We start from the raw sequence: 24745 nt of genomic DNA, 5'->3' as shown, positions 1-24745 counted from the left end.
TTAATAATCCTCGTACCAACTGCGGCCATCTTGGGTAATCATGGCAATGGAGGCGACCGGCCCCCAAGAGCCTGCCGGGTAACGGCGCGGCGGGGTTTCGCGGGCTTTCCAACCGTCGATGAGCTGGTCGCACCAACGCCAAGCGTGCTCAACTTCGTCGCGGCGCACGAACAGATACTGCTGGCCTTTCATGACTTCCAGTAGCAAGCGCTCATAGGCATCTGGGATACGTGATTTGGGGAACGCGCTGTTAAAGTCCAGGTGCAACGGGCCAGGGCGCAGGCGCATGCCTTTATGCAAACCGCTGTCTTTGGTGAGCACTTGAAGCGCGATCCCTTCATCCGGCTGCAAGCGAATGATCAGCTTGTTAGACGCAATCCCCCGCTGATCAGGATCAAAAATATAGTGCGGCTGCTGGCGGAAGTGGATCACGATTTGGGACAGTTTTTCAGGCATGCGCTTACCGGTACGCAGGTAGAACGGCACACCCGCCCAGCGCCAATTTGAAACCTCGGTTTTCATTGCCACAAAGGTTTCGGTCTGGCTCTGGGTATTCGCCCCTTCTTCTTCCAGGTAGCCTGGTACTGGCTGACCATCGTTGGTGCCCGCGGTATATTGCCCACGTACTACATCACGTCCCAGCGCTTCACCGGTAAACGGCTTTAGGGCTTTCAGCACTTTTACTTTCTCATCACGAATCGCGTCGGCATCCAGGTTGGAAGGCGGGTCCATGGCAATCAAACATAGCAATTGGAGCAAGTGGTTTTGCACCATATCGCGAAGCTGCCCGGCATCATCGAAGTAGCCCCAGCGCCCTTCAATGCCGACCTTTTCTGCAACGGTAATTTCTACATGGGAAATATGGTTCTGATTCCATTGCGTCCCGAACAACGGGTTAGCAAAGCGCAGCGCAATCAGGTTCTGTACCGTTTCTTTACCTAAATAGTGGTCAATACGGTAAATACGCGACTCAGGAAAAACGGCTCCAATAGCGTCGTTAACTTCTTCTGATGACACTAGATCGTAGCCGATGGGCTTCTCAACGATAACCCGCGTTTGCTCATCCAGGCTGCCACTCGCCTCAAGGTTGCGGCAAATATCGCCGTAGATCATTGCGCCAACGGATAAATAAACCACCATGGGGCGATCAGAGCCTTCGCGCCATTCACGTATTTGCTCAAAACCCTCAGCTTTTTTGAAATCCAGCTGGCAATAGTCAAGCCGATTTAGAAAACGCTCGAGACTCTCTTTATCCTGCTCATCTTTTTTTAGCCGCTTTTGCAGCGCGCCGCTGACCAATTGGCGGAATGCAGCGGTGTCATGCGCTTGACGTGCCAGCCCCATAATCCGCGTGCTTGCGGGCATTAAGCCCTCACGGTCAAGGTGATAAAGCGCAGGAAACAGCTTGCGCATCGCAAGATCGCCCAGCGCCCCAAACAGCGCTAAATCGATAGCGTGTTTCTGATCGCCCAGCGGGGAATGTGACTGGCTCATCTCAGCTCCTATTTATAATTAGATGATCTAATGTAGTTAGATTACCTAAAATCTATCTGATATCGGGCATTATACGCAACATTACATGTAATTTTACTACAAAAAAATAGCGTTGCCTCCCCAATTACGTCTTTTAACGTTATTTACGTCTCTCTTTAAGTAGTGCCGTCTCTGAGCAGTACCGATGCCGACACCTAACGTTATACCGCTTTATTGTTACCTTTCATTCCACTCTACGCCCCTTGGATACGCCATCGCTACGCCCCTTGAGGATGAGGTGACGTTGCGCGTAATTGGCGACGCTGGCACTGACTAAAGCGCTGCTCATCAAAATATTCGCAGCACTCTACGACAACAACAATGAGGTATTTACATTATGGCAACGTCTCGCCCCATTATGATGCCACTGTTAGCCGCCACGCTGGCTGCCAGTGCCGCTCTTCCCGCCGTTGCGTTTGAGGACGATCGCCTGACTATCTGGATGGGTGATAATAAAGGTCAAGAAGGCATTCGTGAGGTTGCCGAGCAGTTTCGTGAAGAAACAGGCATCGAAGTTGAGGTGGTATTTCCCGATAACCTTACCGACCGCTTTCAGCAGGCGGCAGGAAGTGGCCAGGGGCCGGACATCGTCATCTGGGCTCACGACCGCATGGGCGAGTGGGCACAAAGCGGCTTATTGAAACAAGTCGCCCCAAGTGACAGCTTCCGCGAGGCGTTTTACGACTTCACCTGGGAAGCTGCGCTGTGGAATGGTGAAACCTACGGCTACCCGATATCGGTAGAGTCACTGGGCCTCATTTACAACAAAGCCCTGGTAGAAACACCGCCAGAAAGTTTTGCCGAGCTGATGGAGCTTGACGAAACGCTCTCTCAAGACGGAAAAAAGGCCATCTTATTTGATTACAGTGAGCCGTATTACGGCTGGACCTTGCTAGCGGCCAACGGCGGCTACCCTTTCAAGCAGACTGACAGCGGCTATGACGTCAGCGATATAGGCGTTAACAACGAAGGTGCCTTACAAGGGGCAGAACTGCTGGTTGAGTTGATCGAAAGCGGTGTACTACCCCGCGGCACTGATTACAACTTGATGGACACCCGCTTTAACCAGGGCGAAGTGGCTACCATGATTAGCGGCCCATGGGCCTGGCCGAACCTGGAGCGTAGCGGAATTGATTACGGCGTCGCGTTACTGCCGAAAGTGGGCGATGAACGAGCTAAACCCATGTTTGGCGTGATGACGGCAATGATTAACTCCGCCACACCCAATGATTTTCTCGCCGTGGAGTTTTTAGAAAACTACCTGCTTAGCGAAGAGGGCATGCACACATTCAACAGCGACGGCTCACTGGGAGCGGTTGCTCATATCGATTATCAGGCTGAGCTTGCTGATAACCCTAACATTGCCGCGACGCTTGAAAATGCCGAAGTCGGTATGCCCATGCCAAATATTCCTGAAATGGGTGCTTTCTGGGCAGCCATGGAGCCCGCCCTGCAAAACATCGGCAGTGGACGCCAATCGCCCCAAGAAGCGCTGGATGCCGCTGCGCGGCGTATGCGCCAGTAAGCTTTTTCTGCCCTTCTGCCCGGTAGCCTATGCCACCGGGCAGCTTTCAGGATGTCACTATGTATACCACTAACGCCTCTCGTGGCCTTCCCCGCCACCGCTCTCGCCATCTCACCGAACGTTACACCCGCTGGGCACTTCGCTGCATCATTGCCACCTTGGTAATCGCGCTGTTATGGCTGGTAGTCGCCTTTCACCTTAACGGCCAGTGGATGTTCGCGCTGCTCTTTCTAGTGCTGGGCGCCTCGCTGGGCGTGGTGTTTACCAAACGCACGTTAATGAGCCACCGGTATATTTTTCCTGCCGTGGCGGGGCTGGGCGTATTTGTTATTTTCCCGCTGCTTTACACCATCGGCATTAGCTTTAGTAATTACAGCTCAAGCAACTTGTTGTCGGAAGAGCGCGTACGCGGCCAGTTGATGAGCCAAACCTATCAACAGGAAGGCAACGCGTTTGAGCTAACGCTTTACCAAGCAGGTGAGCTTGTCCGCTTGTACCTGGAAAGCAGTGAGGCCGACACGCCCCAGCGTTTCGTTTCTTCACCGCTCAACCTAGCCAATCAAGAGACCCGTCAAATAGGTATTCAGGCAGTAGACGCTTCGCCGAGCCAGCAGCCACTGGGGATGCGCGCTATTATTCAGGCACGTGATTCTCTGCAGGGGCTTAGGCTGCTGACACCGGATGGCGCAGAGCTGCGTATGGCAGGGTTACGCCAGTTTGCCCCTATGGTAGATCGCTATGAAGCTCGTGAAGACGGCTCGCTTTATGATCGCCGCGATGACCGCGTTCTTACCCCCGACCCCGCTAGCGGATTTTTTGTCGCTGATAACGGCGAAAGCATCACGCCGGGATGGCCAGTCAATGTAGGATTTACCAACTATACGAAGATATTCACCGATCCCGACATTCGCGGTCCCTTCATGCAGATCTTTGTGTGGACCTTTGTGTTTGCCGCACTGACGGTGGTCTTCACCCTGGCCGTTGGCTTTGTGTTGGCGTCACTGTTGCAGTGGGACCAACTCAAGGGCAAAGCCGTTTATCGCACCCTGTTAATTCTGCCTTACGCCGTGCCCGCCTTTATCTCCATTCTGATTTTTAAAGGCATGTTTAATCAGCACTTCGGTGAAGTGAACATGATTCTGGACACGCTGTTTGGTGTTCGGCCAGAGTGGTTTACCGACCCGTGGCTAGCGCGCTCCATGCTGCTGATTGTTAATACCTAGTTGGGCTACCCCTATATGTTGCTGCTGTGCATGGGGCTAATCCAGGCTATCCCCCAAGATCTCTACGAAGCCTCGGCGGTAGATGGCGGCGGCCCTATTACCAATCTGTTCAAGATTACTCTGCCACTGATTATTAAACCGCTAACACCACTGTTAATTGCCGCCTTTGCATTTAACTTCAATAACTTTGTGCTAATTGCGCTATTAACCGGCGGCAACCCTGACATTTTGGGCGCCAGCACCCCTGCAGGCACCACCGATCTATTGGTCAGCTACACCTACCGCATTGCCTTCCAGGATGCTGGACAGAACTTTGGGCTGGCAGCCGCCATCGCAACGCTCATTTTCCTCTTGGTCGCGGGTATGTCGTTGCTTAATTTGCGCCTTTCCAAGGTTAAGGTTTAGGAGGTTACTCATGGCCATGGTTCAACCGCGTTCTGTGGGCGCGCGCCGCTTGGGCGCTCACCTTGCACTGATCTGCTTTGTTTCGCTGATTGTCTTCCCGCTACTGTTGGTGATTTCAATCTCATTTCGCGAGGGTAACTTTGCCTCTGGCAGCTTAATTCCCAATAATTTCTCGTTGGAACACTGGTCACTAGCACTGGGAATTCCCTGGGAACGCCCAGATGGCAGTATTGTACAGCCACCCTTCCCTGTGCTGTTGTGGCTTTGGAACTCAATAAAAGTGGCGGTAGTTTCTTCGGTGCTGATTCTAATGTTAGCGACGACGAGCGCTTACGCCTTCGCACGCATGCGCTTTAAAGGCAAAGAACCGCTTTTGAAAGGTATGCTGATTTTCCAGATGTTCCCAGCCGTACTGTCGCTTGTGGCGCTCTACGCCCTGTTTGATCGACTGGGACAGTTTGTTGGCTGGTTAGGCATCAACACCCACGGCGCGTTGATCGTGGCATCACTGGGCGCAGTCGCGCTGCATATCTGGACCATTAAAGGCTACTTTGAGTCGATTGATGGCTCGCTGGAAGAAGCGGCTATGGTCGATGGTGCCAGCACTTGGCAAGCGTTCCGCTACATTCTGCTGCCGCTGTCGATTCCCATTCTGATGGTGGTTTTTATTCTGGCTTTCGTGATGAGCATCATGGAATACCCCATGGCCTCAGTACTGCTGGTGGATGAGCACAAACTCACCCTGGCGGTAGGTGCCCAACAATACCTTGCCGACCACAACCAGCGCTGGGGTAACTTTGCCGCCGCTGCAGTGCTTTCCGGCCTGCCCATTACCGTCGCGTTCTTGATCTGTCAGCGCTGGATTATTGGCGGATTAACCGCTGGGGGCGTCAAAGGCTAAATTCCTGGATTTAACTACTCAGTACACCACTCACGCTTCCTCGCTTGAGCACCTTGCTCGTCACCGGCTCTATTGATAGGGCCGGTTTTTTCATCACTGAGTTCATCACTTGAGTATTTTTTTAGAGAATTTTTACGGACTTTTTGTAGTTGCCATGGTGTTATATCGCGATAAACATTAGGGCAATTTAAGAGCGGATATATGACCATCTTTCCCAGCGGGATTTACTATCGAGACGCTTACCGCAATTGGGCACAAATATTTAAAATCATGGCAGTGTTATGGTTAGTGCTTGCCATGTTTATGACACTGCCTTGGATTGTTCTGGTTATTGAAAAAGATCCTGACGCTCCCGCGTTCGGGATGTCGCTTCTCATTATTCTGAGCGCCACGCTGATCACTTGGTTGCTAACCCGCCGAGTATCGCTGGAGCTGAAGCCCTGGCAAATGTTTATATTGACGGCGGGCAGTTGGACCAGTATCAGCTGTTTTGCCAGCCTTCCGCTTATTTTAGGTGCGCCCCAACTTAGCGTCACAAATGCAGTCTTTGAGTCGGTCTCCGCGATTACCACCACCGGGTCAACCATATTATCTGGGATCGAAGATTTATCCGACGGCCTAAAGCTGTGGCGGGGCTTAATGCAGTGGATGGGTGGTATCGGCATTATCGTCATGGGCATCGCTATTCTGCCGTTTCTTAAAGTAGGCGGCATGCGGCTATTCCACACTGAATCTTCGGATTGGTCCGATAAAGTAATGCCCCGTACGGGAGGTATTGCAAAAGCGACGCTAACTATCTATGTGGGGCTGACACTACTGGCCATGCTGAGTTATTGGGTCGGTGGAATGCTGCCACTAGATGCCGTGGTTCACGGAATGACATCACTGGCGACCGGTGGCTTTGCGAACTCTGACGCCTCGTTTGGTGCCTACTCTGAGCAGCCGTGGTTGGTATGGATGGGTAGCTTTTTTATGCTGAGTGGTGCGCTACCCTTTGTCTTATATATTCGCTTTATTCGTACCTCCCGCAGCGCACTGTGGAAAGACCAACAGGTGCGTGGTTTGTTAAAACTCCTGCTAACGGCGATTTTAATTCTTAGCGCATGGCGCGTTTTACAAGGCGATGATTGGTTTGTCTCGCTCACCCACGTCACGTTTAACGTCGTTTCAGTTGTGACCACCACTGGCTATGCATCCGACGACTATACGCTGTGGGGTTCATTACCTATCGCGGCGTTCTTCTATCTTACGTTTATGGGTGGTTGTAGCGGCTCTACCAGCGGTGGTATGAAAATTTTCCGGTTCCAAATCGCTATGCTGATGTTGCGTAACCAATTGCGCTACCTGATTCACGCTAATGGTGTTTTCACAACGCGCTATAATCAGCAGCCGGTGACCAATGATATTTCCCGTAGCGTAGTGGCCTTCTCTTTCTTCTTCTTTATTACGATTGCAGTGCTTGCCTTGAGCCTTTCAGCATTGGGATTGGACTTAGTCACTGCCCTTTCCGGTGCGGCCACTGCGGTGGCGAATGTAGGCCCGGGTCTCGGTGACACCATTGGCCCGGCAGGTAACTTTGCAACACTACCCGATGCCGCTAAATGGCTACTGTGCCTCGGCATGTTAATGGGGCGCCTGGAGATTTTAACGGTTGTGGTGCTGCTCACACCAATGTTCTGGCGACGCTAACCTTGTTAGAGCGATGCTACGTTCCAGGGCGCAGTGCGGCTTCTACCAATAATCGATACCCGACGCCTGCTTCTGTTTGAAGCAGGGAGGGTGTTTGCGGGTCATCCCCCAGCTTCTGCCTTAGCCGGCTGATCACGATGCGCAAATAGTGCGTATCATCAACATGCGTTGGCCCCCAAATTTCTTTTAACAACTGGGTCTGGGTAACGACTCGCCCGGCGTAGCGGCACAGGCGCGCTAACACAGCGAACTCTTTGCGCGTTAAGTGCACATCGTCTTGCTGTAGTGTGACCCGCCTTAGCTCCAGATCAATCGCTAACCCCTGACTAACATAGTAACTTGATGTTTGCTCTCCCCGAGCTTTCTGGGCCAAGCGCAATACCGCTCTTATACGCGCTAGTAACTCTTGAATTCCAAAGGGCTTAGTAACGTAATCGTTGGCACCGTTATCCAACGAAAAGACTTTCTCTTCTTCTCGATCGCGAACAGATACCACAATGACCGGCACGCTACTGTGCTCACGTATACCCTGCAGTACTTCGTGGCCGTCCATATCAGGCAAGCCTAAATCGAGCAGCACGACGTCAGGGGCTTGGGTATACACCATGGCTAACGCTTGCTCGCCATTCTCTGCTTCCAATACTGCGTAGCCCTGAGAGGCTAAACTGATACGCAGAAATCGCCGAATCTGCTGCTCATCATCAACAATTAGAATGCGACCGCTGCCTTCACTCTTCATCACCCCTCCTAATATCTGCACCTAACAGTGGCAGCGTTATAATAATCGCGGTACCTCGCCCACTTTCGCCCGTACCGGCCATAATAGTGCCGCCATGGGCACCAATCATGCCACGACATATGGCCAAACCAAGGCCGCTGCCGTGGGCACTTCTATCGCCGTCGCCACCGCTGTAAAACATATCGAATACCTGCTCGCGCAGCTCGGGGGAAATACCAGGGCCTTGATCTTCAACAGTAATCACCAACGTTGCGGGGTCACCTTCAGTGAAGTGCGCCTTTATGCTCAATTCCCCCCCTGGTGGTGAAAAACGTTGAGCGTTATCCAAGACATTGACCAACGCTTGTTCTACCAGCGCAGGGTGGACATAAAGTAGCGGTAACGAAGGAGGCCAAGACTTGCGCACAACGACATGTTTAAGTGACTGGCCCAAGCGCTTGAGCGCTGAGTTAATAACGTCGTCAAACGCTACCCAGTCTCGCTCAATTTTTAACGTGCCGTGGCCTAGTCGGGTCATATCCAACAAGTTTTGTATGTATCGATTGAGGCGCTCACTTTCGGACAAAATACCATCAAGCAGCTCACGCTGGTCGCTATCGCTTAGCTGCGGTTTGAGCTCAATCAACGAACTGGCTGAGCCAATAATAGAAGAGAGTGGTGTACGTAGGTCATGAGACACCGATGAGAGTAACGCAGAGCGCAGACGTTCGTTCTCTTCGGAGACACGGGTTGTATTCAGCTCTGCCACTAGTCGGGTGCGCTCTAGCGCCATACTAAGCTGACGCACCAGCGTATCCATTAACGACTCGCGCTCGCAGGTGAGCGCTTTTAGGCTTTCCGACAGTTTAAGCGCCAACATGCCTACTTTTTCTCCCTGCACTGTCAGGGGTATCAAGCGCCAAGCCTGTTGACTCAGGGTGTCTGTGCCTTGACCACTGGGCTTTTGATGCTGCCAACTCCACACCGCCGCTTGCTTAGCGGCCATGTCTAAGCGCACCGAATCCGGCAGCGCATGCACAACTCGAACTTCATTCGCGCTTTCGGCGCTTTCAATAAATACCGTGGGCACCGCAAAGCACTGCACCAATGTATCAACGCCAATTTTTGCTGCACTGGCGCTGTCTGTCGCGGTTGATAGCTGTTCGGCATAACGCAACAAAAGCTGGGTCTGATCGCGGCTAGCACGCAGTGCAATTAAACGCCGCCGCCCCCTACCCGCAAGCTGCCCCACCACCACGGCTACGAGCAAGAAGAACACTGCAGTCAGCAGTTGCCCACGCTCCACCATGGCAAAGGTTAGACGTGGCTCGGTAAAGAAAAAGTTAAATACTAAAAAGCTCGCGATGGCACTAAACATCGCCATGGCGGTACCCGCCCATACGGCACTAAACAGTACGGCCACTAAAAACACTAATGATAAGTTGGCCAGCTCAAGCCAGGGCTCTAGCATGACAGCCACCCCTAGGGATGCCGTCACCGCCAAGCTAGTGGCCAGTAATTGGGGAGGACGCAGTTTCCAGCCATGCCGCCATCTATTGGCGTGTTGTTTCACAGCCCCTTTAGCCACTACAACAATATCGAACGCTTCGGCATGCGCCATCAAGCGTTGGGCCAGTGGCCGTGACCATTTCCACCAGCGACGCTTCGCTTCGCGGCCGACCACAATGGTGGTCGCGTTAATTGAACGTGCATAGTTGAGAACTTCGCTTAGCTGACTATGCCCTTGTAAACGTATTGAATCGCCACCCAGCCGAGTAACCAGGCTGAAAACTTGTTCAATGGCTAGTTGCTGCTCTGGGGAGGCAATTCCTTTATCAACATAGACCGCTCGCCATACCGCCAAACGCCGCTCTGCCATCCGATGAGCCGCGCGAACCAGCGATACGTCGTCTTCACTTCCATTAATCACCACCAGCAGGTGTGGCCTTACCGGCCAGGGGCCTGCCCTACCACCAGCATCCATTGCCACTTTAACATCAGCATCCACTCGCTCGGCCATGGTTTGAATTGCCAGCTCACGCAGCGCGTTGAGATTGGATTCATTAAAGTAACCTTCCATGGCAGCACGGGCTTGTTCGGGTATATAGACTTTGCCACGCCTTAAGCGCTCAAGGAGCTCGTCAGGCGTTAAGTCAACAAGCGATACGTCTCGGGCGCGCTCTAACAGCGCATCAGGCACCGTTTCGCGCATGCGAATCCCAGTAATCCGCGCGACATCATCATTCAAACTTTCGAGATGCTGGACGTTAACGGTTGTCCACACGTCAATACCTGCATCCAGCAGCTCTTCAATATCCTGGTAACGACGCGGGTGCCGACTGCCGGGGATATTACGGTGAGCAAGTTCGTCCACCAGCAAAATAGTGGGACGCCGCGCTAGGGCGGCATCAATATCAAATTCATAGAAGGTTCGGCCATGGTGCTTTAAAGGCGCTAACGGAAGCCGTGCCACCCCATCACACAAGGCTTCGGTATCAGCGCGTCCGTGTGACTCCACCACGCCAATTACAATATCTTCACCTTCCTCTGCCCGTTCACGGGCGGTGCGAAGCATGGTGTATGTTTTACCGACACCGGGTGCGGCTCCCAGAAATACACGCAAACAGCCGCGCGCCTCTCGGCGCGCGGCTTTTAGCAATGTATTGGGATCGGGTCGCTGATCCGCTGAATACATTGGTTTACTCCATGGTGTCTGAAGCCGTCGGGGTGACGGGTGCTGAGGTTAATGGCGCGGCGGTGGTTGATGATACCGGAAAACGATCATCCAAACTGACATTCAGCCGCAACACATTCACCACCGGCGAGCCCAGCCAGCCTGTATTTTCAAGTGCTTGATCAATTAGCGCCGTCACAGTAGCTTCATCGATGCCGCGTGCTTGCGCTACTCTGGCAACCTGTAGCTCAGCCGCCTCGGGGGAGATATGCGGGTCGATACCGGAGCCGGACGCGGTAATCAGATCAACAGGGATTTGATCGACACTTACGTTTTCACGTTGAGCAATGGCATTTGCATCTGCCTGGGCACGCTCGCGCAGCGATACGTTACTCGACGCCAGATTAGAACCTGAGACGCCACCTGCGTCATTGCCCGCCGCTGATGGGCGGCCAATAAAATACTCATCGCTGACAAACGTTTGGGACACCAGGCTTGACCCGACCACCCGACCTGAGACGTCTCGAACTAAACTACCTTGCGCCTGCTCGGGGAATAACCAGCCGCCCAGTGTTGTGGTAACCAACGGATAAATCAGCCCCAGAAGAACTGCCATTACCACCATAAAGCGAAGTGCATTGCCCCAGGAAGCCTTTGCCTGCAGCACATCGTCATTCGCAGCGATCTGGCGTTTCATATCTACATTCATCACGTTTCTCCTAGATAAATAACGCAATCAGCATGTCGAGAAGCTTGATGGCGGGGAATGGCAGTAGCAGCCCACCCAGGCCATAAATCAGCAGATTTCGACGCAACAACTCCGTCGCCGATGCCGCCTTCACAGACACACCGCGCAAGGCAAAGGGAATCAATGCCGGAATGATTAACGCGTTGAATAGCACCGCTGCTAGCACCGCCGTGGTCGGCGAGTGCAAATTCATAACGTCGAGTACGCCAAGCGCAGGGAAGCTGGCGGCAAACAGCGCTGGCAAAATAACAAAGTATTTAGCCACATCATTAGCCAGCGAGAACGTCGTCAGCGCGCCACGGGTAACCAGCAACTGCTTGCCAATTTCCACCGCACTAATCAGCTTACCGGGGTCAGAGTCCAGATCCACCATATTGGCCGCTTCACGGGCTGCCTGGGTGCCTGAGTTCATTGCCAACCCTAGATCAGCTTGAGCAAGAGCGGGAGCATCGTTAGTACCGTCACCCACCATGGCAACCAAGCGACCACTGGCCTGCTCTTCGCGAATCAACGCTAGCTTGCGCTCTGGCGTGGCTTCGGCAATGTAGTCATCCACGCCTGCCGTCGCGGCAATAGCCGACGCCGTAATCGGGTTGTCGCCCGTAATCATTACGGTTTTGATACCCATGGCACGCAGTTCAGCAAACTTCTCCGCGATACCGCTTTTAATTACATCAGACAGCGCCACCACGCCCAAAATCTGACTGCCTTCTGCCACCGCAATGGGGGTTGCGCCATCCCGTGAAATACGCGCAATGACCTGCTCGTAATCGCTGGGTATGTCACCGCCCTGGGCTTTTACCCATTCCGCAATCGCATTCGGTGCTCCCTTACGCAGCTTTTTACCGCTGGTCAGATCAACGCCTGACAGGCGTGTTTCAGCACTGAACGCTTCAAAGGTTGCACCATCGGCTGCTTGTCTAAGCTGGACATCGACGCCCTGCTCAGTGGCTAGCTCCACAATTGAACGCCCTTCTGGCGTAGGGTCTTCCAGGGACGTTAAAAACGCCACGTCACGGACTCGCTGACGCGGAATTTGTTGGCAAGCAGCAAACTCCGTCGCACGGCGGTCGCCAAGCGTTATCGTGCCGGTTTTATCCAGCAGCAAGGTGTCGATGCTGCCAGCAATCTCGACGGCTTTACCTGATTTAGCCACCAGGTTAGCCCGCATAGCGCGCTCCATACCCGCAATACCGATAGCAGGCAAGAGGCCACCAATAGTGGTTGGAATTAAACAGACCAGCAATGCCACGAGCATTACCGTGGAGGTTTCAACGCCCACGAAAGCCGCCATGGGTACCAAGGTGACGACCACGATCAAAAACACCAGCGTTAGCATGGCCAAGAGTACCGATAGCGCCAGCTCGGAAGGTGTCTTCTGACGGTTGGCGCCTTCAACCAAGGCAATCATGCGATCTAACAGCGATTCGCCAGGGTTAGCGCTGACTTCAATAATCAGATGATCCGACAGCACTTTGGTCCCGGCACTGACACCGCTGTTATCAGTGCCCGCTTCACGCAGTACGGGCGCAGATTCACCGGTGACAGCCGACTCATTGATCGAGGCAGCCCCTTCAACGATATCGCCATCGGCGGGAATCAGCTCCCCCGCGACAACCTTCACACGATCGCCTTTGCGGAGAGAGTCGGCCGTTACATTACTCGTCGTACCATCAGCGTTCAGCTTAACTGCCTTCAGCTCTCCCTTGGTTTTACGCAGCGCCCCAGCATGGGCTTTACCACGTGACTCTGCCAGCGACTCGGCACCCGTGGCGAACAGAACGGTGGCCAGCAACAACAACGCTATAGCCAACGCAAAACCGCCATTTTCTCCCTGGGCGAAAGCAATGGGCGTCAGCCCAAAGCACACTACGGTACCAATGGCGACCACGGCCATCACGGGGTTTCGCGCAAGTTGTTGAGGCGCAAGTCCTTTCACAGCCCCAGCGACGACCTGGCCAATGGGTAGCGGACGACGCGGCTGTTTAGCAAGCTCAGTATGTGACATCTCGTTTCTCCTAGAAGCCTTGCGTCACGGCTTCAGCAATCGGGCCAAGCACTAACGCCGGTAAGAAGCCCAGCAGGTTAACAATCACAATGACACCGGCGGTCAATCCCATAAATGCCGGGCTATCCATCGGCAAGGTGCCGCGTCCCGCGGGTGCAGTGCGCTTCGCTGCCAGCCATCCGGCCACCGCTAATGGCACCAGCATGGGAAGGAATCGACCGACCATCAGGGTGATAACACAGGCAAGGTTCCACCACGGCGTATCATCGCCAAGCCCTTCAAAACCAGAGCCGTTATTGGCAAATGCAGAGGCAAATTCGTAAAGCACTTGGGTTAGGCCGTGGAAACCAGGATTTGAGGTTCCAGCAGCGTTCGGCATCGCTACGGTAAGCGCGGAGAGGCCAAGAATGACTAACGGCTGTACCAGGATCGCTAGAGAGATCCAGCGCATTTCACGGGTTTCTAGCGGTTTGCCAAACAGCTCAGGCGCTCGACCGACCATCAATGAACCAACAAAAGCCGCCAACATCAGATAGAGAAAGAAACCGATAAGCCCAACACCCACGCCGCCAAAGGTGACGTTCACAAACATATCCATTAACACCATCATGCCGCCCATGGGGTTAAAGCTGTCGTGCATGGCGTTAACGGAGCCGTTCGATGTTTGTGTCGTCCAACTGCCCCACAAAGCGGAAAGATCGGTACCAAAACGCAGTTCTTTGCCTTCCAAATTAGCGCCGGGCTGAGAAAGCTCGACAAGCGCAGCATTCGGCATACGTTCCGAAGAAACCACAACAGAGGTGGAAATCAGCGAAAACGTCAGCATCACAGCACCAATACCCATCATTAATCGGCGTCGGCCACTAATAAGTGCAATGGCAATCAGTAATGCGAAGGGAATGATCGTCAGGGAAGCAGTTTCAATCACATTGGCCAACGGCGTTGGGTTTTCAAGCGGAACGCTAGAATTTGGCCCATACCAGCCACCACCATTGGTTCCCAGTTGCTTGATCGCGACCATGGACGCAACCGGCCCTAAGGGTATCGACTGCACCTCTTCCACTTGCGAATCCAGCATTTCCACCTGATGCGCCGCTTGGTAGCTAGAAGGCACTCCCTGGGACGTCAGCAGCAACGCCACCACTGCTGCCAGCGGCAACATAACGCGTACTACCGTGCGAGTCAGGTCATGATAGTAATTGCCAACTCCTTTTAACGTTCCAGCTGGCCGAGCCACTAGTAAGGTACGTGCTATGGCGACCAGTACGGCAAGCCCCGTAGCGGGGGTTAAAAACTGCAGCGTTACAATGGCAAAGGTTTGGCTGAGGTGGGAAAGCTGTGCTTGGCCTGAGTAGTGCTGCTGGTTAGTATTGGTGGCAAACGACACCGCCGTATGCAGCGCTGTATCCCACTTCATGCCGGGTATGCCGTCAGGATTCAGGGGCAGTAAGCCCTGACACATAAACACCAACCATGCCAGTAGTATCAAGCCTACATGCAGCTTCAGAATGGCTAACGCATAGACTTGCCACGTCATTACGCTTTGACTATTAACGCCTGCTAATCGGTAGATAGGCGTCTCTATCACTCTGAATAGCGTGTCGATTCGGCTAGGCTGAGTACTTAGCGCGCGGGCGATATAGATCCCCAATGGCACACCAAGTAATGCCACGATGGCATAAATGGCGATCATGTCGTTCATAGCAATCTCCTAAAAACGCTCGGGGCAAACTAGCGCGTAAAACAAGTACGCCGCAGTGCCGGTCGCGATTATCAACAGTGCAATATTCATCGATGTGCCTCCTTTGATTGGCACCTTGAGCTTAGAGATTGCCTGCGTAAAAAATCGATGGCGTTTAAGGCGTTAACCGTCAAAAAGGTGTAAAAAAATGAGCTTTTGGCTCATTAATAGCGTTTCCTGCCACTGCTGCACTCGACAGCTTCCCTATAGATAGGTGACTATCTTCAGTGACATGTCGTCAGAGTGATCTAACCACCGATGAAGATTATTATTTTGGGTGCCGGCCAAGTCGGTGCCACCCTGGCAGAGCACCTTGCCCGCGAAGAAAATGACATCACCGTTGTCGATACCGACGGTGCGAAACTGCGCGAACTGCACACCAAACTGGATATTCGCACCGTGACGGGTGCAGCTTCGTATCCCATTGTGCTGCGTCAGGCGGGCTGCGAAGACGCCGATATGTTGATTGCGGTAACCAACACCGATGAAGTCAATATGATCGCCTGCCAAGTTGCCCATACGCTGTTTCGCACGCCTACCAAAATTGCCCGCGTACGCTCAACCGCCTACCTCACCCGTAAGGGATTGTTTGCCCACGAAGCGATTCCTATTGATGTACTGATCAGCCCTGAACAAGTAGTCACGGATCATGTTCGCCGCCTGATTGAGCACCCCGGTGCGTTGCAGGTGTTGGAGTTTGCCGGTGGTTTAGTGCAGCTGGTGGCGGTCAAGGCGTTCTACGGTGGCCCGTTGGTGGGACAGGATTTAGCCTTTTTAGCCAAGCACATGCCCAATGTGGAAACACGCGTGGCGGCCATTTACCGCCGCAATCGGCCGATTATTCCCCGTGGTGATACGGTGATTGAAGCCGACGACGAGGTGTTTTTCCTGGCTGCACGGCGTGATATTCGCGCGGTAATGAGCGAACTACGCCGCGTTGAGCGGGATTTCCGACGGGTGGTGATTGCCGGTGGAGGCAATATCGGTGAACGCTTAGCCGAACACCTGGAGCACAGCCACCAAGTTAAGATTATCGAGCACAGTTTAGAGCGCTGTACTGCGCTTTCCGAGCGGCTTGACCGAACGGTGGTGCTCCACGGCAGCGCCACCAGCAAGCGGCTGCTGGAAGAAGAGAACATTGAAGAGTGCGATATCTTTTGTGCCCTGACCAACGACGACGAGGTCAATATTATGTCGTCGCTGCTGGCCAAACGCTTGGGCGCCAAGAAAGTACTGACGCTGATTAACAACGCTGCCTACGTGGACTTGGTTCAGGGGGGCGAAATCGATATCGCCATTTCTCCCCAGCAAGCGACCATCGGCAGCCTGCTTACCCACGTCCGCCGCGGCGATATTGTCAACGTGCACTCACTGCGCCGTGGCGCTGCGGAAGCCATCGAGGCGATCGCCCACGGTGACAAGCAGTCGTCCAAAGTGGTGGGCCGGACCATTGCTGAGATCAATCTGCCTGAAGGCACCACCATTGGTGCAATTGTGCGAGGCAAAGAGGTCATCATTGGCCATGGGGATGTGATGGTAGAGAGCGGCGACCACGTCATTCTATTCGTGATTGATAAGCGACGCATTCGTGACGTGGAGCGGCTATTCCAAGTGGGATTAACGTTCTTTTAAGCCACCCGGAACTCGCCTCACGTTAATCAGAGGCTCCTTAGCATCGTTAACAACACTATGCGTTAAATCTCCACCGCGCGGCCAATAAACTCTATCGGGCCAGTTGGTAAACCGGTGGGCGAACCGGTGTCATCTTCTAGAGTGAGCTCAAAGAGCTGATTATCCTCAAGCGGCGGTAACTGGTCTAAACGCAGGCGCAACGGTTGCCCTGGTTCTACTAGGCCAAGTGAAACCGGCGCTTGCCAATCATCTGCTTTGGTCCAGAACTCCAGTGCTTTTCCTTCGGGCACTTCAAAAGTGCCCAACGGGATCAGTTGAATTTCCTGGCGGTTGGCGGCCTGTACGACCCACCCGGCTGATTGAGTTTGCGGCGCTAACAGCACCACCATATATTCCGGCGTTGTTGGTGCAGTAGAGACATTGGTCAATATCACGCCCATGGTCACCGCGGCAGCCAAACCAAGGCCGGTAGCGGCGCGCCAAAATGGTAGGCTGTGCACCAAGCGGCGTGGCGTTGGTGCCGCCCTAGGAACACGTGCTGATCTTTTCGATGCGGCGTGCATGCTGCGCTCTATACGCGGCCATAAATAATCTGATGGGGTAACAGGATCAACGATCGCGGTGTAGGGGAAAAACTGCTCTTCCCAGTCAGCCACGATGGTCTGTAATTCTGGATCATTGGCTAAGCGTGCCTCAAAGGCTTCTCGCTCAGCAATGGGTAACGAACCTAGCACGTACTCCCCTGCAAGCGCATAAAGGTCATCGTTTTCGTTTGAACGTGTCATGACATACACTCCCGCAGGCGAAGCAAACTTCGCTTAATCCAGGCTTTAACAGTGCCTAGCGGCGCGCCGGTGTGTGCAGAAATTTCAGCATGACTTAACCCATCCACGTAGGCATGTAGCACACAGTTTCGGCGCTCGGTTTCCAATTGCTGCAAGCACTCATCCATCTGTTGGCCCGTTTGCCAGTCAAAGGCCTCCGCTGTTGTCGATAATGACTGTTGGTAGGTGTCATCATCGGCTAGCTCGCCTGGGTCGTTGATATCCACCCTGATTTCTCGGTCGCGCTGGCGAATTGCGTTTAAGGCTAAGTGGCGGGCAATACTGAATATCCAGGTGCGGGCAGAGCCCCGTTCGGGGTCGAAACTATCGGCACGTTGCCAGATATTCAGGCAAGCATCGTGGACAATGTCCTCAGCCATGCCGCGGTCTTTCACAATGCGCATGACAACGCCAAGCAGTCTGGCACCCTCTTGACGATAAAGCTGCTGTAGCGCCGCTTGCTCACCACGCGCGCAGCGGGCAAGCGCATCAGCATAATCAAAGTCGTTAGCTATCGTAGACACGCCTATATCAGACACTTGCTAGCTCCCTGGTGACGCGCCGATACAGTCGCCACTACCGTTATCGCCGCTCTTTTGGCTAGCATAGCGGCTAGAGACTCGCGAGACGAGCCTCTAGCATTACTTAGAAGTGTTTCTTGAGAAAACATTGCTTAGCAAAAGTGTTACTTACCACTAAGCAATAAAGGGACTTAGTTAGCTGTCCAGAAAATATAATCTGCCTGGTAGGTGACGACTGCGGTGGCACCGTCATGGCCATCATCGCAAGCCACATCGGGTGCGACACCACCTTGAGTATTCAGGCGTTGAATATAGCTAACGCCAGTCATTGCGCCCTCACCTTCCGCAGGATTCGCTTCAACGAGCTGCAACGGGATATTGCCATCACCATTCGCGGCAGTTGCCAGCTGAGTGCCGGTAACTTTGGAGCCATCCAACGCTTCCCAAGTAGCAGGCGGGCCGTAGTAGCTGCCAACTTGAGCACCATCACTGTCGTTCAGCGCCGCGTGGGGACCTTTGAATACCCAGCCCATAGTACCGTCACCTTTAGCTTCGCACATGTAGGTAATCGCACCCACACCCACTGTTTCTAGAGCGATGGTATTGCCATCGGGCACTTGAACGTCGGCAGGCGTCATATCGGCCAGCGCAACGTGACTGAAGGATGCAATCAAGGTAGCGGCGAGTGCTGCACGCGTAAGAGGTTGGATAGTCATTTCAGTCTCCTTGGGTTTTGTATCAACCACTGCAAAGTGTGGCTGTATAGGGGATACACACGAGAAGACGTTTTGGATGCACTCTTTTTAGAAAATAATTAATAAAAAAGCGCCTAAAAAATTTGAGGCGCTTTTTATGTATATAAATCAGCTGATTAATTATTGGCTAACGCCATCTACTGCAACCTGCCGGGGGCAGGCATTGCCACTGTGATCAAACAGGTGGCAATGCTGGCCTGCAAGCCCCAAACGCACTGTTTGGCCCTCTTCTAAGTGGGTCAAACCGTCTAAACGCTGGGTAAGCGGAACGCTAATACCTGCTACCTGCCAGTGCGCCAGCGTTTCGTAACCCAGCTTTTCCGCCACCATTAAGGTCGCATCCAGCGTGGCTTCTGCCTGCTCTGCGGCGACAAAATCTTCTGCCCGCAGCCCAAGCGTTGCGCTATCCCCTGACTGAAGGTGCTTGCCATTGACCGCCACTGTCAGCGTATCACCGCTATGCAGACGCACGACTGTTTGACGCTCGCCTGGATCTACCACCGTGACGGGAAAGGTATTAATCCGCGGCGAGCCGATGAACTCGGCCACTTCAAGGGTTTTAGGGAAGTGATAGAGCGAAAGCGGCGCGCCGACCTGGGCGATACGGCCACGGGAAAGCAGCACAATACGGTCAGCCAGCGTCATCGCTTCCACTTGATCGTGGGTCACGTAGATCATGGTGGCGTTCAGGCGCTTATGCAGCGCCGCAATTTGCACCCGCATATCCACCCGCAGCGCGGCATCCAGATTAGAAAGCGGCTCATCGAACAAAAAAACCGCGGGCTCTTTTACCAAGGTACGGCCAATCGCTACCCGCTGACGCTGGCCACCTGAAAGATCTTTAGGTTTGCGTTCCAGCAGTTCAGTCAAGTGCAACATGTCAGCGGCATGCTGAACGCGACGGCGAATCTCGGCTTTATCAGTGCGCGCCAGCTTTAAGCCAAAGGCCATGTTTTCCGCCACACTCATGTGCGGGTAAAGCGCATAGGATTGGAAGACCATGCCGATATCCCGCTCCTGGGGCGGAATCTCATTGATCCGCTGACCATCAAGCTGCATATCACCTTCGGTGATATCTTCCAGGCCTGCGATCATACGCAGCAAGGTGGATTTTCCGCAGCCAGAGGGTCCAACGAAGACCACAAACTCGCCATCTTCGATCGTAAGATCGATATCCCGGGAGATTTCCACACCGTCAAAGGATTTACCAATACCGCTAAGCGTTAAACGTCCCATGGTGCATCCTCCTTGGACTGTGGGCAGCAGGCAATCGCCACGCCGTAAGGTGGTAGCCGTAGTTGCCCCTCCTGCCACTCGCCGTTTAGCCAAGCAGGCGAACCCTTCAGTGATTCAGCGCTTTTAGGCGCCACGCGAGTGACGGTTTGGTCGCTAAAATTCAGTGCAATCAGCAGACGTGAGTGTTGATAGGTACGCTCTAAACAGAGCACCTCATCATGCACGGCGTGATAGCGCACCTGGCCTTTTACTAACGCTGGCAAGGTGCGGCGAAACGCTAAAAACTCACGGTAGGCATTAAGCAACGAACCGGCATCGTTATCTTGTTGATCAACGGCGAGACTGGCGTGCGAATCGGGCACTGGCAGCCAGGGCGTGACATCGCTAAAGCCAGCGTGTCGCGCATCGGCTTGCCAAGGGTGTGGCGTTCGGCAACCATCGCGACCTTTATAGGCAGGCCAAAAGGTGATGCCCGCCGGGTCAACCAACTGCTCAAACGTCAGTTCGGCTTCTGGCAAGCCAAGTTCTTCACCTTGGTAAAGGCACACACTGCCCCGCTGGGTAAGCAAAAACACCATATAAAGCCGTAGCTTATCCAGTTGTCCTTCAGCCTGCCAGCGGGTGGCAAGGCGGGTGACATCGTGATTTCCTAGTGCCCAACAGGGCCAGCCGTCGCCAATCCGCGCCTCCATTTCGGTGAGCGTTTTATGCAAATAACCAGGGTCGGCTTTGTCAGTCAGCAGGTTAAAGGAGTAGCACATGTGCAGGCGATTGCCGCCTTGGGAGTATTCCGCCATCACGCCCAGGGCGTCGTCGTCACCAACTTCTCCTACGCTCGTCGAGCCGGGATACTCATCGAGCAGGCCGCGCAGGCGTTCTAAAAACACCACATTTTCCGGCTGGGTTTTATCGTGCTGATGCAGCTGGTAGCCATAGGGATTGTCCGGACGAACACCTAAAAAGCTTTCGGTTACTTCTACGCGCGGAGGATTATCCTTGAGCTCGCCGTGGGTGCAGAAGTTCACTGCATCAAGACGGAATCCGTCGACGCCCCGCTCCAGCCAAAAGCGCGCTTCTTCCAGAATGGCATCCACCACGGCGGGAGTACGGAAATTGAGATCCGGCTGGCTGGCCAGGAAGTTATGCAGATAGTACTGGCAACGGCGCGTATCCCACTGCCAGGCGCTACCACCAAACACCGACTGCCAGTTGGTCGGTGGCGCACCATCAGGTTTGGGGTCGGCCCAGACATACCAGTCTGCTTTCGGGTTATCACGACTTTTGCGGCTCTCTTCAAACCAGGCGTGTTGGTCAGAGGTGTGCGACATTACCTGATCAATCGTCACCTTTAGCCCTCTGGCATGGGCGCCCTCTACTAGGCGATCAAAATCTTCCAAGGTGCCAAACATCGGGTCAACACCACGGTAATCGCTAATATCGTAGCCGAAGTCTTTCATGGGCGAGGTGAAAAACGGCGACAGCCAGATGGCATCGACGTTTAGCGAGGCAATGTAATCAAGCTTATCGATCAGCCCTTTTAAGTCACCAATCCCATCGCTCTGACCGCCCTTTCCGTCGCTATCCATAAAGCTGCGCGGATAAATTTGGTAAATCACTGCGCCGCGCCACCAGTCAGCGCCTTGGCTGCCAATGTAGCGGGAAGTAGAAGATGCCTGCATCATTATATTGTCCTTATCATTACCTGTTGATTGGCATGATGCAGCGTTGATCGTTAGATAAAATCCTCCCCTAGAGGTAGCAGTGGGCGTAGGTATTAGGAGTAGCCGCGACCGCCGCCCTTGAGCACTGTTTACTCTCCTCTTATTCTCCTTGAATATGCGCCAATAATTGCCCCGCCAGCGCAATAGCTTCATCCCGCCGCCGAATATTCTGTTTTTGATAAAGGCTGCGGATATGCGTTTTGATGGTGGTCGGCGCCACCGATAGCTGTTCAGCGATCTGCTCATTAGAGAGCCCAGCATGAATCAGCCCCAAGATTTGCCACTCTCGGCGAGTGAGTGGCGACGTGCGGATAAGTTCAGGCACATCGGGCCGTGCCACAATGTTGGCAATCACTGTCTCGTCCAGCATCAAGCGGCGAGCGCTGCCAAAATCTTTTTGGCGGCCAGCTAAGGTCAACAATCGCTCCGCGCGAGCCTGTTCAAGGGGGGCTAAGCTGTTACTTGCTAATAGCGTCGACAGCAGCTCCCCCAGTGGTTTGCCTATCCGTAAAAAGCTGCCTACCAATGCGGTGCGGGAAGCTAAACTGAGTGCCTGCTGTATATGGTTACTTGCCTGGGTGGTTTTCCCCTGATGCCAAGCCACCGCCGCTAAGCACAGCTGGTTGCGATTCGCATCAGTCACTAATCCTAGCCGCTGGGTGTGGTCTTCAAGGGCATCCAGTAGTTCGCGGGCCTCTTCGTAGCGCCCCAATAGTGTTAATGCACGGGCATGGTTACGCACGTTGCACTGGGAAAAGTGATTGGTGGCATGCTCGGTAAGTGGTTCTGGCGCTTCTTGGCGCCAACGCTCGACCGCATCCATATCGTGTGTCGATTGCCACCACGCCAACAGCGTTGCATGGGCATTGGCTACCCAATCAATGTGGTAATCCCCTTCTGAGAGAATTTTACGCAGCCTACGAATGTGGTCGGCACACTGCGCTTGGTCTCCCCGGCTCTGGGCGACTTTAGCGAGCTGAATATGGCACTGCAGCGTCCAGCGCTCGCCTTGATTATCTAACACCGCAATACCTTTCAACGCAGCCTGCTCGGCTTCGTCTAACCGATGCCACTCCCAAAGCACCTGGCTGCGAATGCGGTACAAAAACTCCGCGACCGGCAAATGTTCAAGTTCGGCGCGTTCTAAATGAGCAAAGGCACGCTCTTGAATATCGTAGGCGGCCTGCAAGCGTCCCTGAGCCACCAGGGTTTCAGACTGATGACAGTATGACCACAGCAGCAGCTGATGATCGTTGCGCTGACGAGCTTGGCGCTCTACTTCTCTAACGCGCTGAAGCGACTCTTCCAGATAGCCCAGAACAAAGCGTGCTTCACTAAGAATAGCGGTGGCGGTCAGTGGTGTTGACGCCAGATAGCGAGCAGGCGCCGCAAGCGCCTGCTCAGCCAGTGGCGCTGCGCGCTCAGCATCACCCTGGTTAATCGCCAATTGGGCACGCAATGTGGCAAATTCAGCACTCAATGCCTGCCATTCGGGCTCATCCAGCTGAGCCTCTATCCATCCGATCACTCGTGCCGTGATATCAAACTGAAATTGCCCATGAGATACCCAACCATAGAGCAGCGTATGCTCCGGACGTTTTGAAAGTCGCGGTTCGCCCAACAGTGCAAAGCCTTGCGCTAATAACGCATAAGCTCCGCTGGCTAATAGCGCAGGCCCCTGCGCGGTCAACAAGCTGGCAACATCCTCTGGCTCCTCGGCTAAGATTGCCTGGCGTAGCGCCATGACCGGATCATTTAGCGCTAACCACGCCTGGCTTGCACGCTGGTGTAACCTTCGCTGAGTGGCTAAATCAAGCTCGTGTCGGCGGTGACGAAGATACTCGCCAAACAGTCGCTGAAAGCGGAACCACTGGCTATGCGGGTCGGGGCGTTCAATGAATAGCCCCGCTTGCTCAAACGCTTCCAAGCGCTGAGTTAACCGCTCTCCTTCCAAAAGGCGCGCCATTAGCTCGGGCGAAAAACGCTCTAACACCCCCAACTGAAGCATTAACTCGCGCTCTTCAGAGGGAAGCGCGGCAGCGAGCAGCTCATCAAACCAAGCGACAAAATCAGGGTGCGCACCGCTTAAGCGCTCTACCAGCGCATCAAATCCCGCGCGCGTGGTGGTTCGCTCAACCAGCCAGTTAAGCGCTACAATCCAGCCACCGCTTCTACGCAAGGCACGTTCAAGGCTTACTCGGGTGGGCGGAAAACTTAGCTGTTCGGCACACAAGGTGTGTGCTTCTTCGCTGTCAAAGGCCAAGCCATGAAGGTCGATCTCTTCAAGCTCCCCTCTCAATCGCAAACTCGCCAAACCAAGCGCGGGTCGCGAGCGGCTCGCCAGTGTCAAGGTCAACCAACGCGGCTGATGACGCAGCCAGTGAGCGACGCCCGCCAAAATATCGGGATGGGTCACGTATTCAAATTCATCGACGACGAAACGACACGGGGAACGTTGCTCGGGTAACTCTCCCAACCAGCGCTCTAGCTGCTCGATGCAGTCAGCATTGTCAGCCATGGATGAAAGCACACAGGTGCCATTGAGCAGTTTATTCAACGCTGCCCGCCAGTAGGTTAGAAAGCGTGCTGGCTGGTTATCACGCTGATCCAACCGAAGCCAAGCGGACTCCTGCTCCAGCGCGGGTAACCGTTCGGCCAGCAGTGTCGTTTTGCCATAACCCGAGGGCGCTGCCAGCACCAGCAGGCGGGTGCGCTCGTTTAAGGCGAAATGATCATTTAGACGTGGCCGGGCCACCACACTAAGCGGCAGCGGCGGAGCCTTTAGCTTTTCTTGGAGTAACGACATCAGCGCCTCCCGATATCAGTGCTTTTACATAACAAAAAGCCCGCGACACGTCGCGGGCAATCAGCATTGGAGAAACAGTTTTCAC

The 24745-nt window shown here is 53.9% G+C and carries 17 protein-coding genes and 1 pseudogene; 5 read left to right on the top strand and 13 right to left on the bottom strand.

Going from position 1 to position 24745, the window contains the following annotated elements; all coding sequences use genetic code 11:
* Window positions 1-1494, bottom strand: a complete 1494-nt coding sequence (gene zwf, locus J4377_RS06835; RefSeq protein WP_089037965.1) for a glucose-6-phosphate dehydrogenase — start codon at window positions 1492-1494, stop codon at window positions 1-3.
* 376 nt (window positions 1495-1870) lie between these two features.
* Here zwf and malE point away from each other — a divergent pair, with 376 nt between their 5' ends.
* From malE to J4377_RS06810, 4 genes and pseudogenes are all read left to right on the top strand, one after another.
* Window positions 1871-3058, top strand: a complete 1188-nt coding sequence (gene malE / locus J4377_RS06830; RefSeq protein WP_253487572.1) for a maltose/maltodextrin ABC transporter substrate-binding protein MalE — start codon at window positions 1871-1873, stop codon at window positions 3056-3058.
* Window positions 3059-3117: 59 nt separating this feature from the next.
* Window positions 3118-4686: pseudogene (malF, locus tag J4377_RS06825) on the top strand (maltose ABC transporter permease MalF).
* Between the two features lie 10 nt (window positions 4687-4696).
* Window positions 4697-5587 carry a maltose ABC transporter permease MalG gene (malG, locus tag J4377_RS06815; protein WP_030069051.1) on the top strand — a complete coding sequence of 297 codons (891 nt, stop codon included), beginning with the start codon at window positions 4697-4699 and terminating at the stop codon, window positions 5585-5587.
* A 201-nt stretch (window positions 5588-5788) separates the two neighbouring features.
* Window positions 5789-7276 (top strand): TrkH family potassium uptake protein, encoded by a 1488-nt coding sequence (locus J4377_RS06810; protein WP_253487560.1) that lies wholly within the window; start codon window positions 5789-5791, stop codon window positions 7274-7276.
* Window positions 7277-7292: 16 nt separating this feature from the next.
* Here J4377_RS06810 and J4377_RS06805 read toward each other — a convergent pair whose 3' ends face one another.
* The 6 genes from J4377_RS06805 to kdpF are packed head-to-tail and all read right to left on the bottom strand — an operon-like array spanning window position 7293 to window position 15216.
* Window positions 7293-8015, bottom strand: coding sequence for a response regulator (locus tag J4377_RS06805; RefSeq protein ID WP_253487558.1), 723 nt, complete (start codon window positions 8013-8015; stop codon window positions 7293-7295).
* Complete coding sequence (locus J4377_RS06800; RefSeq protein WP_253487556.1) at window positions 8005-10689, bottom strand: sensor histidine kinase KdpD; 2685 nt, start codon at window positions 10687-10689, stop codon at window positions 8005-8007. Before J4377_RS06800 ends, J4377_RS06805 begins: the two co-directional genes overlap by 11 nt.
* A 4-nt stretch (window positions 10690-10693) precedes the next feature.
* Window positions 10694-11377 carry a potassium-transporting ATPase subunit KdpC gene (kdpC, locus tag J4377_RS06795; RefSeq protein ID WP_253487555.1) on the bottom strand — a complete coding sequence of 228 codons (684 nt, stop codon included), beginning with the start codon at window positions 11375-11377 and terminating at the stop codon, window positions 10694-10696.
* Window positions 11378-11387: 10 nt separating this feature from the next.
* Window positions 11388-13424: a potassium-transporting ATPase subunit KdpB gene (gene kdpB, locus J4377_RS06790; protein WP_253487553.1), complete on the bottom strand. Its 2037-nt coding sequence runs from the start codon at window positions 13422-13424 to the stop codon at window positions 11388-11390.
* Between the two features lie 10 nt (window positions 13425-13434).
* Window positions 13435-15126 (bottom strand): potassium-transporting ATPase subunit KdpA, encoded by a 1692-nt coding sequence (kdpA, locus tag J4377_RS06785; RefSeq protein WP_253487550.1) that lies wholly within the window; start codon window positions 15124-15126, stop codon window positions 13435-13437.
* A 9-nt stretch (window positions 15127-15135) separates the two neighbouring features.
* Window positions 15136-15216, bottom strand: coding sequence for a K(+)-transporting ATPase subunit F (kdpF, locus tag J4377_RS18890; protein ID WP_083003017.1), 81 nt, complete (start codon window positions 15214-15216; stop codon window positions 15136-15138).
* A gap of 207 nt (window positions 15217-15423) precedes the next feature.
* Between kdpF and trkA the strand changes: the two genes are divergently transcribed.
* The gene (gene trkA / locus J4377_RS06780; RefSeq protein ID WP_030069038.1) at window positions 15424-16797 is read left to right on the top strand and encodes a Trk system potassium transporter TrkA; all 1374 of its coding nucleotides are present in this window, start codon (window positions 15424-15426) and stop codon (window positions 16795-16797) included.
* Window positions 16798-16859: 62 nt separating this feature from the next.
* On the opposite strand, the gene J4377_RS06775 is transcribed toward trkA, so the two are convergent.
* The 6 genes from J4377_RS06775 to malT form a co-directional block, all read right to left on the bottom strand.
* Complete coding sequence (locus J4377_RS06775) at window positions 16860-17582, bottom strand: anti-sigma factor domain-containing protein (RefSeq protein WP_038483282.1); 723 nt, start codon at window positions 17580-17582, stop codon at window positions 16860-16862.
* On the bottom strand, window positions 17579-18160 hold the full coding sequence (locus J4377_RS06770; protein ID WP_253487548.1) for a sigma-70 family RNA polymerase sigma factor: 582 nt from the start codon (window positions 18158-18160) through the stop codon (window positions 17579-17581). Before J4377_RS06770 ends, J4377_RS06775 begins: the two co-directional genes overlap by 4 nt.
* Before the next feature lie 173 nt (window positions 18161-18333).
* Window positions 18334-18858, bottom strand: a complete 525-nt coding sequence (locus J4377_RS06765; RefSeq protein WP_038483279.1) for a DUF3455 domain-containing protein — start codon at window positions 18856-18858, stop codon at window positions 18334-18336.
* 159 nt (window positions 18859-19017) lie between these two features.
* On the bottom strand, window positions 19018-20133 hold the full coding sequence (gene ugpC / locus J4377_RS06760) for a sn-glycerol-3-phosphate ABC transporter ATP-binding protein UgpC (RefSeq protein ID WP_038483276.1): 1116 nt from the start codon (window positions 20131-20133) through the stop codon (window positions 19018-19020).
* Entirely contained in the window at window positions 20121-21815 is a 1695-nt protein-coding gene (locus tag J4377_RS06755; protein WP_253487546.1) for an alpha-amylase family glycosyl hydrolase, read from the bottom strand. The genes ugpC and J4377_RS06755 overlap by 13 nt, the downstream gene beginning before the upstream one ends.
* 139 nt (window positions 21816-21954) lie before the next feature.
* Window positions 21955-24660: an HTH-type transcriptional regulator MalT gene (malT, locus tag J4377_RS06750; protein WP_253487514.1), complete on the bottom strand. Its 2706-nt coding sequence runs from the start codon at window positions 24658-24660 to the stop codon at window positions 21955-21957.
* Window positions 24661-24745: the final 85 nt, after the last annotated feature.

This window comes from Halomonas sp. XH26, assembly GCF_024138895.1.
Taxonomy (GTDB): Bacteria; Pseudomonadota; Gammaproteobacteria; order Pseudomonadales; family Halomonadaceae; genus Vreelandella; species Vreelandella alkaliphila.
Note: the sequence above shows the minus strand (reverse complement) of the source record. Positions and strands in the feature narration are given on the sequence as shown.

What these genes read in the sequence shown, in the direction of transcription:
- kdpB (WP_253487553.1), bottom strand. Translation starts at nt 13,424, where the DNA reads ATGTCACATACTGAGCTTGCTAAACAGCCGCGTCGTCCGCTACCCATT.
- J4377_RS06800 (WP_253487556.1), bottom strand. Translation starts at nt 10,689, where the DNA reads ATGTATTCAGCGGATCAGCGACCCGATCCCAATACATTGCTAAAAGCC.
- zwf (WP_089037965.1), bottom strand. Translation starts at nt 1,494, where the DNA reads ATGAGCCAGTCACATTCCCCGCTGGGCGATCAGAAACACGCTATCGAT.
- trkA (WP_030069038.1), top strand. Translation starts at nt 15,424, where the DNA reads ATGAAGATTATTATTTTGGGTGCCGGCCAAGTCGGTGCCACCCTGGCA.
- J4377_RS06775 (WP_038483282.1), bottom strand. Translation starts at nt 17,582, where the DNA reads ATGACACGTTCAAACGAAAACGATGACCTTTATGCGCTTGCAGGGGAG.
- J4377_RS06755 (WP_253487546.1), bottom strand. Translation starts at nt 21,815, where the DNA reads ATGATGCAGGCATCTTCTACTTCCCGCTACATTGGCAGCCAAGGCGCT.
- kdpA (WP_253487550.1), bottom strand. Translation starts at nt 15,126, where the DNA reads ATGAACGACATGATCGCCATTTATGCCATCGTGGCATTACTTGGTGTG.
- malE (WP_253487572.1), top strand. Translation starts at nt 1,871, where the DNA reads ATGGCAACGTCTCGCCCCATTATGATGCCACTGTTAGCCGCCACGCTG.
- J4377_RS06810 (WP_253487560.1), top strand. Translation starts at nt 5,789, where the DNA reads ATGACCATCTTTCCCAGCGGGATTTACTATCGAGACGCTTACCGCAAT.
- malT (WP_253487514.1), bottom strand. Translation starts at nt 24,660, where the DNA reads ATGTCGTTACTCCAAGAAAAGCTAAAGGCTCCGCCGCTGCCGCTTAGT.
- J4377_RS06765 (WP_038483279.1), bottom strand. Translation starts at nt 18,858, where the DNA reads ATGACTATCCAACCTCTTACGCGTGCAGCACTCGCCGCTACCTTGATT.
- ugpC (WP_038483276.1), bottom strand. Translation starts at nt 20,133, where the DNA reads ATGGGACGTTTAACGCTTAGCGGTATTGGTAAATCCTTTGACGGTGTG.
- kdpF (WP_083003017.1), bottom strand. Translation starts at nt 15,216, where the DNA reads ATGAATATTGCACTGTTGATAATCGCGACCGGCACTGCGGCGTACTTG.
- kdpC (WP_253487555.1), bottom strand. Translation starts at nt 11,377, where the DNA reads ATGAATGTAGATATGAAACGCCAGATCGCTGCGAATGACGATGTGCTG.
- malG (WP_030069051.1), top strand. Translation starts at nt 4,697, where the DNA reads ATGGCCATGGTTCAACCGCGTTCTGTGGGCGCGCGCCGCTTGGGCGCT.
- J4377_RS06805 (WP_253487558.1), bottom strand. Translation starts at nt 8,015, where the DNA reads ATGAAGAGTGAAGGCAGCGGTCGCATTCTAATTGTTGATGATGAGCAG.